Below are 12,717 nucleotides of genomic sequence, written 5' to 3' on the forward strand. Positions count from 1 at the left end.
GTTGAGGAAGGGTTAATGCAAATGGATCACCATGCGGCCAGCCGCAAAACCAACGAAAAAAGCGCCCCATTGGAGCGCTTAATATTGGTTTAGAATGGGGAGGGGATCAGCCCTTCATCCCGTCCCAGAAGCTTTTCACGGAGGAGAAGAAACTCCGGCTTTCCGGGTTGGTGTTGTCCTCGGAGAGATCCTCGAATTCACGCAGCAGTTCCTTCTGCCGGGCGGTGAGGTTCACCGGGGTTTCCACCGCCAGTTCTATGAACATGTCACCGGTTGCACCGCCGCGCAGGGCAGGCATGCCCTTGCCACGCAGGCGCATCTGGCGGCCGGACTGGCTACCTTCCGGGATCTGCACACGGCCACGGCCACCATCAATGGTCGGAACTTCTATGGCGCCGCCCAATGCGGCCTTTGCCATGGATACCGGTACCCGGCAGTATAGGTTGTTTCCATCCCGCTCAAACAGGTCATGTGCGGAGACTTCAACAAAAATATAGAGATCACCGGGAGGACCACCGCGCATACCGGCCTCACCCTCGCCGGCAAGGCGAATGCGGGTGCCGGTTTCCACGCCTGCCGGGATGTTCACCGACAGGGAGCGATCTTTCTCTACACGACCATGGCCCTGGCAGGATTTGCAGGGGTTCTTGATGATCTGGCCAAGGCCGGAGCAGGTGGGGCAGGTGCGCTCCACCGTGAAGAAACCCTGCTGCGCGCGAACCTTGCCCATACCGGAACAGGTCGGGCATGTCGTTGGTTCCACTCCGCCCTCAGCGCCAGTGCCTTCGCAGGATCCACAGGCGACAGCGGTCGGTACGTTGATCGTTTTGTGCATCCCCGCAAAAGCATCCTCAAGCGAGATGCGCAGGTTGTAGCGCAGATCCGAGCCGCGCGCGGCTCGTTGCCGCCCGCCACCCTGGCCGCCGCGTCCACCCATGAAGTCGCCGAACAGATCGTCGAAGACATCTGAGAAGGCAGACGAAAAGTCGCCGCCGCCAAAGCCCTGGCCGCCTTGACCGCCGCGTTGGCCGCCGCCCATGCCGTTTTCAAAGGCGGCGTGACCGTAACGATCATAAGCGGCCTTCTTCTCAGGGTCCTTCAGGACATCGTAGGCCTCATTGGCCTCCTTGAACTTCCCCTCGGCTTCGGGATTGTCCTTGTTCCGGTCGGGGTGCAGCTCTTTGGCCTTCTTGCGAAAGCCTTTCTTGATTTCATCGGCGGTGGCCCCTTTGGACACCCCGAGAACGTCATAGTAATCTCGTTTGGACATCGGAATACCCTTCTTGCCGCAACGAAAGCGGGCCGGCCCGGGGTTCGGACCGGCCCGCTTTGGCCAAAATCAGACCTTAACGCTTGTTGTCGTCCAGATCTTCGAATTCGGCATCGACAATGTCATCATCACCGGGGCCTGAAGCCTCATCCGCGGCGGCGGGTTCATCCGCTGCCTCTTCCTGGCTCGACTTGTAGATCGCTTCGCCCAGCTTCATGGCCGCTTCGGTGACGTTCTGAACGCCAGACTTGATCTTGTCGGCGGTGGATTTCTCGTTTTCGAGGTCATCCTTCAGCGCGGCAATGGCCAGTTCGATCGCTTCGATGGTGGTCGGGTCCACCTTGTCCGCATGCTCTTCCATCGATTTCTCGGTGGAGTGAATCAGGCTTTCGGCCTGGTTCTTCGCTTCGATCAGCTCGCGACGTTCCTTGTCTGCCTCGGCATTGTCCTCGGCATCCTTGACCATTTTTTCGATATCCTCATCGGACAGACCACCGGAGGCCTGGATGGTGATATTCTGCTCTTTACCAGTCGCCTTATCCTTGGCGCCAACGGACACGATGCCGTTTGCGTCGATGTCGAAGGTCACTTCGATCTGCGGCATGCCGCGCGGTGCGGGCGGGATGTCCTCAAGGTTGAACTGGCCGAGCATCTTGTTGTCGGCCGCCATCTCGCGCTCACCCTGGAACACACGAATGGTCACGGCGTTCTGGTTGTCTTCGGCGGTAGAGAACACCTGGCTCTTCTTGGTCGGGATGGTGGTGTTGCGGTCGATCAGTCGGGTGAAGACGCCACCGAGGGTTTCGATACCCAGGGACAGCGGTGTCACGTCGAGCAGAACAACGTCTTTCACGTCGCCTTGCAGAACACCGGCCTGAATGGCGGCGCCCATCGCAACAACCTCATCCGGGTTCACACCCTTGTGGGGGTCTTTGCCGAAGAATTTGCTGACTTCCTCGATCACCTTGGGCATGCGGGTCATACCGCCGACCAGAACAACTTCGTCGACGTCAGATGCCGAGAGACCGGCATCTTTCAGCGCAGCGGCGCAGGGCTTCATCGACGCCTTGATCAGATCGCCAACCAGGCTCTCCAGCTTGGCACGGGTCAGTTTCATGACCAGGTGCAGCGGCTGGCCCGAGGACGGATCCATCGAGATGAACGGCTGGTTGATTTCGGTCTGGCTGGAGGAGGACAGCTCAATCTTGGCTTTTTCAGCGGCTTCTTTCAGACGCTGCAGAGCCATTTTGTCCTTGGTCAGGTCGACGCCGTGCTCTTTCTTGAATTGGTCTGCCAGGTAGTTGACGATGCGCATGTCAAAGTCTTCACCACCAAGGAACGTGTCGCCATTGGTGGATTTCACCTCAAACAGGCCGTCGTCGATTTCAAGAATGGTCACGTCGAAGGTACCGCCACCAAGGTCATAGACCGCGATGGTTTGGGTTTCTTCCTTGTCCAGACCATAGGCCAGGGCCGCTGCTGTTGGTTCGTTGATGATGCGCAGCACTTCGAGACCGGCAATCTTGCCGGCGTCTTTGGTGGCCTGACGCTGGGCGTCGTTGAAATACGCAGGCACGGTGATGACGGCCTGGGTCACTTCTTCACCGAGGTAGGACTCGGCGGTTTCTTTCATCTTGCCCAGGATGAAAGCAGAGATCTGCGACGGGGAGTATTTCTCACCCTTGGCTTCGACCCATGCGTCACCATTGCCGCCGTTGATTACGGCGAAAGGCAGGTTTTTCTTGTCTTTGGCCAGATCGCTGTCATCGAACCGGCGACCAATCAGGCGCTTTACGCCGAATACGGTGTTGTCCGGGTTGGTGACGGCCTGACGTTTGGCAGGCTGGCCCACCAGACGCTCATCGTCGGTGAAGGCTACGATCGACGGCGTGGTACGGGCGCCCTCAGCGTTTTCGATAACGCGAGGCTGCGATCCGTCCATGATGGCCACACAGGAGTTGGTGGTCCCGAGGTCGATTCCGATAACTTTGCTCATTTTCGATCCCTTTTCACTTTCTAAGGCGATTACCCGAGGTCTGAACCCATTTTGGCATTCCGGCCCCGATTCAGTTGCGGTTTGGTCTGCACCTCCCCGCTTCCCGGCGTATATAGGGAGCGCAAATGCCCCCTGCAACCGCCAGATCGTGTCCTGTTTCGCGAATTACTGCGGTTTTTGACAGGGGAGCGGTTAAGAACAGGCTAACGGTGATGATGAAGTTGCGGTTGCGGGGATTTGAGCTGACAAAACCCCTGTTGGATACGGAACGGCAGCGACAGCTGATTGACTGTCTGCGTCCCGTTCTGCGCGCCGCTCCTCTGTTCTCGCCTGAGGTGCCCGGTGGCGGCAAGATGTCGGTGCGAATGACCTCGGCCGGGGTATGCGGCTGGGTGAGTGACAGGGGCGGGTATCGTTATCAGGATCGGCATCCCTCCGGCCAGGGCTGGCCGAAAATCCCGGCAGAAATCCTGGATATCTGGCGGGCCAGCACAGGGCTGGAGCGACAACCGGACTGTTGTTTGATCAACTACTATGGCGAGGGCGCCCGCATGGGTCTGCATCAGGACAAGGATGAGGCGGATTTCTCTTACCCGGTGGTGTCCGTCTCTCTGGGCGATGACGGCCTTCTGCGGATCGGCAATCAATTCCGTGGCGGTAAGACGGAGACCGTCTGGCTGAACTCAGGCGATGTCGTCGTGATGGGGGGCGAGGCGCGGCTGACCTATCATGGGGTTGACCGCATCCGCTTCAAATCCTCGCGTTTGCTGCCAAAGGGTGGTCGCATAAACCTGACACTTCGCGTGGTGACCTGAGCCATTGCGTCAATCCGTCGATCAGCGTTTGGCACCCCAACTGATCGAGGCACGGCGACGGGTGTAAAACTCCCCCATCAGTCCGATCATGATCAGGACGAGCGCCACCCAACCTGCGTATTGCCAGTTGCTGAAATGGGGGTTGTAGTTGATGAACACAAACCCACGCGCCTGATCTATGCAATGAAACAGCGGGTTCCAGTCGAACATCGACAGCATGAAGCTGGGCAGAGTGTTCGCCAGGAACATCTTGCCCGAGGCGATCATATTGGCCCTTTGGTAGATCGTGGAGATGATGCCAACAGTCCCGGGCGACCAAGGTTTCATGACCAGCAGGATCAAACCTACCGCAGCACCGGTTATCCAGGAGAGCAGCACCATGCCAAAGGCCGCAATCGGTTCCTCTATTTCAATCGGGGTGAACGCCACGTGATAGACGAACAGGATGATCAGCATCGACAGCACCTGAATATACAGTGATCCCAGTGCCGCCGACAGAATGGCGACGATCGTGTTCATCGGGGCGTGCTGCATCATAGGGCTGCTTGGTCCCTCTGCTCCGGCGACAGCGGAAACGGCCTTGGTGTGGGTCAGGAACAAAAACACACCCGACATCACATAGAGCAGGAAATCGCCGCGAATGGCCGAACCGCGCAGGCCGAGCAGGGAAAACATCACGTAGAACACGATGACAAACATCACCGCCTGCGTGAGATTGGTCGCCAGAGCCATGAACGCATTATTATGTTTGGAGCGAACGCTGCGGGCCACGGAATGAAAGACAACCTCACCCATGGCGATGAGGCTGCTGAGACGTGACCGTTTGTGGCGTTGCTCGAACATGATGTCGCTTAGCCGGACCTGCTTTAGGTGAAACTCTGCTTATCGTTACCACGGAAATCTTGCTGTTCCGTTTCACCCCGACCATAAGGGGGACAACTGCTGTAATCAACCAAACCCGGTCAGGGAGAGTGTTTGTGACATATGATGAGCTTATTCCGGTAATCCGCCGATTGGCGATCGAAGCCGGAGAGAAGATCATGGAGATCTATAATTCGGATGAATTCGAGGTGAAGGTAAAATCGGATGAAAGCCCGGTAACCGCCGCTGACGAGGCCGCCGATGCGTTGATTTCTGCCGGGTTGCGCGCAGCCTTTCCCGACGTGATGCTGGTGACCGAGGAACAGGCGGAATCGCACAGCAAGAGCGGGCACACCTTTCTGATTGTGGATCCGCTGGACGGAACCAAGGAGTTCATCCACCGCCGCGGTGATTTTACCGTCAATATCGCATTGGTCGAAAACGGTGTGCCGACGCGCGGCGTTGTCTATGCGCCGGCGCGGTCTCGGATGTTCTTCACCTTGGCGGACGGATCAGCGGTTGAGGAAACCGGCGCTTTTGATCCGTCAGCCATGGGAGAGATCAAACCCATTCGTGTTGCAGACAGTGATAATGATGCGCTGATGGTGGTTGCGTCGAAATCGCACCGTGATCAGGCCACCGATGATTACATCAACAAATACGCCGTGAAGGACAGCAAGAGCGCGGGGTCTTCGCTGAAGTTCTGTCTGGTCGCAACAGGCGAAGCCGATCTATATCCGCGGGTGGGGCGGACCATGGAATGGGATACCGCCGCCGGTCATGCGGTCCTCTGCGGTGCCGGTGGTCAAGTGGTACGCTTTGATGATCATTCGCCACTGACCTACGGCAAGGAAGGCTATTCGAATCCTTTCTTTATAGCCTATGCGCCGGGTGTGGAGCTTAAGAAAGCCTGATGTCCGTCCTTATCGTCATTCCCGCCCGCTATGCTTCGACTCGCTATCCTGGTAAGCCGCTTGTTGCTTTGACCGGGTCCAGCGGCGAGAGCCAAACGCTGATCGAACGCTCCTGGCGTGCGGCCATGGCCGTCAATGGCGTAGATCGTGTGGTTGTCGCAACCGACGACGACCGAATTCGCGATGCTGCCACCGGGTTTGGTGCCGAGGTTGTTATGACCTCCGAAAGCTGCGCCAACGGGACGGAGCGTTGCGCCGAAGCGCTGGATAAACTTGGCGGCGGTTATGATATCGTGGTGAACCTGCAAGGGGACGCGCCGCTGACGCCGCATTGGTTTATCGAGGATCTGATTGTCGGCCTGCGCGGCGCGCCTGACAAAGGGTTGGCAACGCCGGTGCTGCGCTGCGACGGCGCGACGCTGAACAGTCTGCTGGCAGACCGTAAGGCCGGTCGTGTTGGCGGCACCACGGCAGTGTTCGGTAGCGACCATAATGCGCTCTACTTCTCCAAGGAGGTGGTGCCCTTTACGTCCGAAACCTATGGTTCCGATCAGGAGACGCCGGTGTTTCACCACGTCGGTGTCTATGCCTATCGCCCGGACGCGCTGAGCGCCTATCCTGGCTGGCCTGTCGGGCCATTGGAAACCCTCGAAGGGCTGGAGCAGCTGCGCTTTCTTGAGAACGGGCGCAAGATTCTCTGCGTGGAGGTTGAAGCACGTGGACGCGAGTTCTGGGAGCTGAACAATCCCGAGGATGTTCCCCGGATTGAGGCGATGATGAAAAAAATGGGTCACAAATAGGCCTGAATTGTCGATAATATGAAACATGATACGGGATGCCGTGAGCGAAATGTGACTGGGGGTATATTTTCTGAATTGCCTACGGAATACTCTGACCGGCCTTTCGAGGTAGGTTTTGCCACCCAAACGGCCCCACTGACGAACCGCATCAGAACGGTTTGAGAAATAGAAACGAGAGTGCGAGATGCGTAGAAAAGTAACGAAGGCAATTTTTCCGGTGGCCGGGCTTGGAACCAGATTCCTGCCGGCAACCAAATCGGTTCCCAAAGAAATCATGACGCTGGTTGACCGCCCGCTGGTCCAATATGCCATTGATGAGGCCCGAGAGGCCGGCATCAAGGAGTTCATCTTTGTCACCTCGCGCGGCAAAGGAGCGCTAGAGGATTATTTCGACCATTCACCCATGCTTGAGCAGGAGCTGCGTAAGAAGGGTAAGGATGATCTGCTGGAAATCCTGAAAGCGACCAATATGGAATCGGGCGCGATTGCCTATATTCGCCAGCATCAGGCGCTGGGCCTTGGTCACGCGGTCTGGTGCGCGCGTCGCCTGATCGCCAATGAACCCTTCGCGGTGATCCTGCCTGATGATGTCATCGCGGCGGAAACCCCCTGCCTGAAGCAGATGGTGGAAGCCTACGAGGAAACCGGCGGCAATATGGTCGCGGCCATGGAGGTTCCGCCAGAACAGACATCGTCCTACGGTGTGCTGGATGTGCGCGACGACATGGGCTCGGTGGTGTCGGTAAATGGCATGGTTGAAAAGCCCAAAGCCGAAGATGCCCCGTCTAATCTGGCGGTTATTGGTCGCTATATCCTGGCGCCATCGGTCTTGCGCAATCTCAATAAGAAGAAACAGGGCGCCGGTGGTGAGATCCAGCTGACCGATGCCATTGCCGAAGATATCGCCGACGATGTACCGGTCTACGGCTATCGTTTCCGTGGTCAGCGCTTTGATTGCGGATCCAAGGCTGGTTTCCTGCAGGCAACCGTCGCCTTTGCGCTGGCACGTGAAGAGCTGCGCGATGATCTGATGTGCTACATCAATGAGATTGCGCAGGTCGACAAGGCGGCGCAGTAAGCCGATCACTTCGCCGAGAGTGGCGGAGATTGTGAACATCTGGAAATTGGGTGGCCGGACAGCACTGTCCGGCCTTTTGATCAGGAAGACGCTGCTTTGACATATATTCTGGTGACTGGTGGAGCGGGTTATATTGGCTCTCATGCCTGCAAGGCACTAAAGGCTGCCGGTTTTACCCCCGTAACCTACGATAATCTGGTGACTGGCTGGCAGGACGCTGTGAAGTTCGGACCCTTTGAAAAGGGGGATCTGGCTGATCGTCTGCGACTGGACGAGGTTTTTGCCAAATATCAACCGGCCGCCGTGATGCACTTCGCCGCGTTGAGCCAGGTTGGTGAAGCCATGAGCGAACCCGGGCGCTACTGGGCCAACAATGTCGGCGGGTCTCTCACGCTGATTGAAGCCGCGGTGGCAGCCGGCTGCCTTGATTTCGTTTTCTCATCAACCTGCGCCACCTATGGGGAGCATGACAATGTGGTGCTGGACGAAAGCACGCCGCAGCTTCCCCTTAATGCCTATGGCGCGTCCAAACGCGCGGTAGAAGACATCCTGCGCGATTTTGGCGCCTCGCATGGGCTGCGGTCGGTGATATTCCGTTACTTCAACGTGGCGGGTGCCGACCCCGAGGCCGAGGTGGGCGAGTTCCACCGCCCCGAGACTCATCTGGTGCCGTTGGTGCTGGATGCGATTGAGGGCAAACGTGACGCGCTGACCATTTTTGGAACCGACTATGACACCCCGGATGGCACCTGCGTGCGTGACTATGTTCACGTCTGCGATCTGGTCGACGCCCATGTGCTGGGCCTGAAATGGCTGAAAGACGGCAAAGGGAGCCAGGTCTTCAACCTGGGGACCGGCACCGGGTTCTCCGTACGGGAAGTCATGGACAAGGCGGAGGCGACAACCGGTCAATCGGTGCCTCACTCTATTGGTCCTCGTCGTGCCGGCGATTGCACCAAGCTGGTGTCGGGTTCGGTGCGGGCGGCTACCCTGCTTGGGTGGGAACCGAAGCGATCGGATCTTGAAACTATGATCGCGGATGCCTGGGGCTGGCACAAAGCCGGCGCTTACGAGCGCTAGGGTGACGGGGCCAGAGCGGGCTCCAGGTACTGTACCGCTGCCGGAAATCTCCCTGGCGGCGGCCTATCGGTTGAGGTGGCAGCGACGTCGGCTGCTTTGGCGCTCTTTCCGGTCCCGGCATCAGCTGACGACGCTGACGGACCGCACTCGCAGTCTACAACGGGATGCAATTCTTGCCATCACAGTGCTGCGCAATGAAGCGACCCGGCTTCCGTTTTTCCTGGCCTTTTATCGCGATCTGGGTGTCGACCATTTTCTGATCGTCGACAATGGCAGCGATGATGGCAGCGCCGCGTATCTTGCCGATCAGCCTGATGTCTCGCTCTGGCATACAGGCGCCAGCTATCGCGATGCTCGGTTTGGTCTCGACTGGGCGACATGGCTTCAGATCCGTTATGGTCACCGCCGCTGGTGTCTCAGTGTTGATGCAGATGAATTGCTGGTGTTTGGCGGTGATGCCCGGCACGGTTTGCGCGGATTGACAGATTGGCTGGACCGTCATGGCAGGGCTGGCTTCGGTGCCTTGATGCTGGATCTTTTTCCCAAGGGGTCAGTGGGAGAGGTGAGTTACGTCCCAGGTGATGATCCCCGCCGAGTATTGCAGTGGTTTGATACCGGGCCATATCGCCGGGTTCGACAGGCGCCGCGCGGCAACCTGTGGGTACAGGGCGGCCTCAGGGAGCGGATGTTTTTTCCTGATGAGCCGCAACGGGGACCTACGCTGAACAAGGTGCCGCTGGTCAAATGGCACCGCAGCTTCGCCTATACGAATTCTACCCATGCAATGCTGCCCAGGCGGTTGAATGCACTATACGATGGGCCAGGTGGGGCAGGTCCGTCCGGGGTTCTGCTGCACAGCAAATTCTTGCCCGAAATCACCAAGAAGGCAGAGATAGAAAAGCGGCGTGGCCAGCATTTCAGCGCGCCAGAATTGTTCGACGGCTATTACAACCAATTGACTGCGGCACCGGATCTCTGGCACAGCGATGCGATCCGATATCAGGGACCGGATCAGTTGGAGGCATTGGGGCTGGCCCGCGCCCCTGATTGGGACGCGGACTGAGCCGCGGCTTAGCTGCGTTCGGCGTTCTGCTCGTCACGACGCTGGCGGACCAACTGATGTTTGGTGACCAGCGAGGCTGTGACAACGCCGACGGTGACAATGCCGATCATGATCGTCGAGAGCGCGTTGATCTCCGGGCTGACACCCAGCCGCACCGCAGAGAAAATCTTGATGGGCAAGGTTGTCGCCGCAGGGCCTGCGGTGAAGGAGGCAATCACCAGGTCGTCCAGCGACAGGGTAAAGGCCAGAAGCCAGCCTGAAATCACTGCGGGCGCGATGATCGGTAGCGTCACGAGGCGGAACGCCTCTGCCTGCGAACAGCCCAGATCCAGCGCGGCTTCCTCCAGCGATCGATCAAAGGTTACCAACCGCGAAGAGACCACGACCGAGACATAGCACATGGCAAAGGTCGTATGCGCGAGCACGATGGTCATAATCCCGCGATCCAGCCCGATCCCGATGAACAGGAGAAGCAGCGAAAGGCCTGTGATTACCTCTGGCATCACCAATGGCGCGTAGATCATGCCGGAAAATAGGGTACGCCCCAGGAACCGCCCGCCGCGCACCAGCACGTAGGCGGCCATGGTGCCAAGGACCGTCGCGATGCTGGAGGAGATAACGGCTACCTTCAGCGTGACCAATGCCGCACTGAGGAATGCCTCGTTGTGCAGCAGTTCACCATACCATTTGACAGAGAACCCGGCCCAGACGGTAACCAGCTTGCTTTCGTTGAAGCTGTAGGCGATCAGGATGACCATCGGGATATACAGAAACGCAAATCCCAGCGTCAGCGAAACGGTGTTGAACCAGCTCAGTCGGGTCATTGTTCCGCCTCCTGTTGTTTCTGCTGGTTGCGCTGGAACAGCACGATCGGCACGATCAGGATCAATAGCAGCACAACTGCCACCGCAGATGCCACTGGCCAGTCACGGTTGGAGAAGAACTCTTCCCACAGAACCTTGCCGATCATCAGCGTGTCCGACCCCCCCAGCAGTGACGGGATCACGAATTCGCCCAGCGTCGGAATAAAGACGAGGAAGCAGCCCGCAATGATGCCGGCGCGCGACAGCGGGATGGTGACCAACCAGAAGGCCTGCGTACGTGAGCAGCCCAGATCCTCGGCAGCCTCGATGAGCGATCCGTCCAGCCGCTCCAGTGCCGAGTATATCGGCAAAATCATGAACGGCAGGTAGGTGTAGACGATGCCGATATAGACCGCGGTATTGGTGTTCAAAATGGTGAGCGGCGTGTCGATGATCCCAAGCCAGATCAGAAACTGGTTCAACAGCCCCTCATTCGACAGGATGCCCATCCAGGCATAAACGCGGATCAGGAAGCTGGTCCAGAAGGGCAGGATCACCAACATCATCAGCGTCGGACGCCATTCAGACGGGGCGCGGGCCATGCCGTAGGCCATGGGGTAGCCGACCAGCAGGGTCAGCACAGTTGAGATCACAGCGATCCGAAGCGAGCTGAGATAGGCTTTCCAATAGAGGTCGTCTTCTGTCAGCCAGACGAAATTCTCAAAATCCAGATCCGCAATAAAGGCGCCGATACCAGTGACCCAGTCGAACTGCGGCATATAAGGCGGGCGCGCGACGGCGGCGTCCGACAGGGCGATCTTGAACACGATGGCAAAGGGCACAAGGAACAGCGCCAGAAGCCAGGCGTAAGGGATGGCAATCAGGATAAAGCGGCGCATCAGTTTGCCAGTAGGACACCGGCAGTGGCTGTCCAGGACAGCCAGACCGGGTCTTCCCAGGTAAAGGCGCGCCGGGCGATACGGCGGGTATTTGCGGTCTGAGCTTTGATCACCGCACCAGATGGCAGTTCGACATGGTAGGTCGAGATATTGCCGAGATATGCTATATCGAGAATACGGCCCTGCACGCTATTGTCGGCCTCGGCGGGACGATCCGCACTGATCGTGACCTTCTCCGGGCGGATCGCCAGATGGCAGGCTTGGCCATCAGAGAATGTCGCCTGGCTTTTCACCGTCAGCGGGGCGGCGCCATCTTTCCAGCTGACCGCATATTCATCGGGGCCCGTGGGCGAAGCGGTGCCGTCGATGATGTTCACATCGCCAATGAAATCAGCCACGTAAAGCGAATTTGGCGTTTCGTAGATACGATCAGGAGTGGCAACCTGGACGATCTGGCCATTGTCCATCACCGCCACGCGGGAGGCGACCGTCATCGCCTCTTCCTGATCGTGGGTGACAATAACAAAGGTGGTGCCAGTCTTTTCCTGAATGTCCATCAGTTCGAACTGGGTGTCCTGGCGCAGCTTCTTGTCGAGCGCGCCGAGAGGTTCATCCAGCAACAGAAGTTTGGGTGCTTTGGCCAGCGATCTTGCCAAGGCCACCCGCTGCCGTTGACCGCCGGAGATCTGGTGCGGCTTACGGCGCGCGAATTTCTCAAGCCGGGTCAGGCGCAGCATTTCCTGTACCCGCTCGGCGATATCATGTTTGGGTTTGTTCTCGCGCTTCAGTCCAAAGGCGATATTGTCCCAGACGCTCAGATGCGGGAATAGCGCATAGGACTGGAACATCATGTTGACCAGACGCTTGTTCGGCGGGACCGGTGCAATATCCTGACCCGACAGGAAAATTTTGCCTTCGGTTGGCGTTTCAAACCCTGCCAGCATCCGCATCATCGTGGTCTTGCCGCAGCCCGAGGGGCCAAGCAAGGCAAAGAACTCTTTCTCGTAGATCCCAAGCGTCAGATCGTCGATCGCGGTGAACTCACCAAAGCGCTTGGTAACATTTTGGAATTGGATCAGGGGCTTAGCCTCTGGATCGTTCCAGGGTTCAAAAACAGGAATAGTCACGCTGGCCCCCA

Annotated in this window: 12 protein-coding genes; 6 read left to right on the plus strand and 6 right to left on the minus strand. The window is 58.1% G+C overall.

Translation table 11 applies throughout. The annotated features are described in order from the left end of the window. Positions 1-106: 106 nt before the first annotated feature. A complete protein-coding gene (gene dnaJ, locus VWZ85_RS04550) occupies positions 107-1,270 on the minus strand; it encodes a molecular chaperone DnaJ (protein ID WP_340547173.1) in 1,164 nt (387 codons plus the stop codon). Between the two features lie 76 nt (positions 1,271-1,346). Continuing rightward, positions 1,347-3,266 (minus strand): molecular chaperone DnaK, encoded by a 1,920-nt coding sequence (dnaK, locus tag VWZ85_RS04555; protein WP_340547174.1) that lies wholly within the window; start codon positions 3,264-3,266, stop codon positions 1,347-1,349. 212 nt (positions 3,267-3,478) lie between these two features. On the opposite strand from dnaK, the gene VWZ85_RS04560 reads away from it, so the two are divergent. Continuing rightward, positions 3,479-4,081 (plus strand): alpha-ketoglutarate-dependent dioxygenase AlkB family protein, encoded by a 603-nt coding sequence (locus tag VWZ85_RS04560; protein ID WP_416534313.1) that lies wholly within the window; start codon positions 3,479-3,481, stop codon positions 4,079-4,081. Between the two features lie 21 nt (positions 4,082-4,102). Here the strand turns inward: VWZ85_RS04560 and VWZ85_RS04565 are convergent, their stop codons facing one another. Beyond that, a complete protein-coding gene (locus VWZ85_RS04565; RefSeq protein WP_340547176.1) occupies positions 4,103-4,924 on the minus strand; it encodes an ABC transporter permease in 822 nt (273 codons plus the stop codon). Between the two features lie 134 nt (positions 4,925-5,058). On the opposite strand from VWZ85_RS04565, the gene cysQ reads away from it, so the two are divergent. From cysQ to VWZ85_RS04590, 5 genes are all read left to right on the plus strand, one after another. Beyond that, positions 5,059-5,856, plus strand: a complete 798-nt coding sequence (cysQ, locus tag VWZ85_RS04570; RefSeq protein ID WP_416539861.1) for a 3'(2'),5'-bisphosphate nucleotidase CysQ — start codon at positions 5,059-5,061, stop codon at positions 5,854-5,856. Next, a complete protein-coding gene (locus VWZ85_RS04575) occupies positions 5,856-6,656 on the plus strand; it encodes a 3-deoxy-manno-octulosonate cytidylyltransferase (protein ID WP_416539860.1) in 801 nt (266 codons plus the stop codon). Before cysQ ends, VWZ85_RS04575 begins: the two co-directional genes overlap by 1 nt. Before the next feature lie 184 nt (positions 6,657-6,840). Further along, positions 6,841-7,734, plus strand: coding sequence for a UTP--glucose-1-phosphate uridylyltransferase GalU (gene galU / locus VWZ85_RS04580; RefSeq protein ID WP_340547179.1), 894 nt, complete (start codon positions 6,841-6,843; stop codon positions 7,732-7,734). 96 nt (positions 7,735-7,830) lie between these two features. Next, positions 7,831-8,814 (plus strand): UDP-glucose 4-epimerase GalE, encoded by a 984-nt coding sequence (galE, locus tag VWZ85_RS04585; protein ID WP_340547180.1) that lies wholly within the window; start codon positions 7,831-7,833, stop codon positions 8,812-8,814. 1 nt (position 8,815) lies between these two features. Then, on the plus strand, positions 8,816-9,877 hold the full coding sequence (locus VWZ85_RS04590; RefSeq protein WP_416587255.1) for a glycosyltransferase family 2 protein: 1,062 nt from the start codon (positions 8,816-8,818) through the stop codon (positions 9,875-9,877). A gap of 8 nt (positions 9,878-9,885) precedes the next feature. Here the strand turns inward: VWZ85_RS04590 and VWZ85_RS04595 are convergent, their stop codons facing one another. From VWZ85_RS04595 to VWZ85_RS04605, 3 genes are read right to left on the minus strand one after another with little or no spacing between them, the layout of a single operon-like run. Further along, a complete protein-coding gene (locus VWZ85_RS04595) occupies positions 9,886-10,701 on the minus strand; it encodes an ABC transporter permease (RefSeq protein ID WP_416537719.1) in 816 nt (271 codons plus the stop codon). Next, on the minus strand, positions 10,698-11,579 hold the full coding sequence (locus VWZ85_RS04600) for an ABC transporter permease subunit (RefSeq protein WP_416539857.1): 882 nt from the start codon (positions 11,577-11,579) through the stop codon (positions 10,698-10,700). Before VWZ85_RS04600 ends, VWZ85_RS04595 begins: the two co-directional genes overlap by 4 nt. Next, complete coding sequence (locus VWZ85_RS04605; RefSeq protein ID WP_340547184.1) at positions 11,579-12,706, minus strand: ABC transporter ATP-binding protein; 1,128 nt, start codon at positions 12,704-12,706, stop codon at positions 11,579-11,581. Before VWZ85_RS04605 ends, VWZ85_RS04600 begins: the two co-directional genes overlap by 1 nt. Between the last annotated feature and the right edge of the window lie 11 nt (positions 12,707-12,717).

It is taken from the genome of Phaeobacter sp. JH20_29 (genome assembly GCF_048056175.1).
Taxonomy (GTDB): domain Bacteria; phylum Pseudomonadota; class Alphaproteobacteria; order Rhodobacterales; family Rhodobacteraceae; genus Phaeobacter; species Phaeobacter bryozoorum.

Coding starts and splice junctions, on each gene's coding strand:
- VWZ85_RS04595 (WP_416537719.1), bottom strand. CDS start 10,701: ATGACCCGACTGAGCTGGTTCAACACCGTTTCGCTGACGCTGGGATTT.
- VWZ85_RS04575 (WP_416539860.1), top strand. CDS start 5,856: ATGTCCGTCCTTATCGTCATTCCCGCCCGCTATGCTTCGACTCGCTAT.
- dnaK (WP_340547174.1), bottom strand. CDS start 3,266: ATGAGCAAAGTTATCGGAATCGACCTCGGGACCACCAACTCCTGTGTG.
- VWZ85_RS04560 (WP_416534313.1), top strand. CDS start 3,479: ATGATGAAGTTGCGGTTGCGGGGATTTGAGCTGACAAAACCCCTGTTG.
- dnaJ (WP_340547173.1), bottom strand. CDS start 1,270: ATGTCCAAACGAGATTACTATGACGTTCTCGGGGTGTCCAAAGGGGCC.
- VWZ85_RS04600 (WP_416539857.1), bottom strand. CDS start 11,579: ATGCGCCGCTTTATCCTGATTGCCATCCCTTACGCCTGGCTTCTGGCG.
- VWZ85_RS04565 (WP_340547176.1), bottom strand. CDS start 4,924: ATGTTCGAGCAACGCCACAAACGGTCACGTCTCAGCAGCCTCATCGCC.
- galU (WP_340547179.1), top strand. CDS start 6,841: ATGCGTAGAAAAGTAACGAAGGCAATTTTTCCGGTGGCCGGGCTTGGA.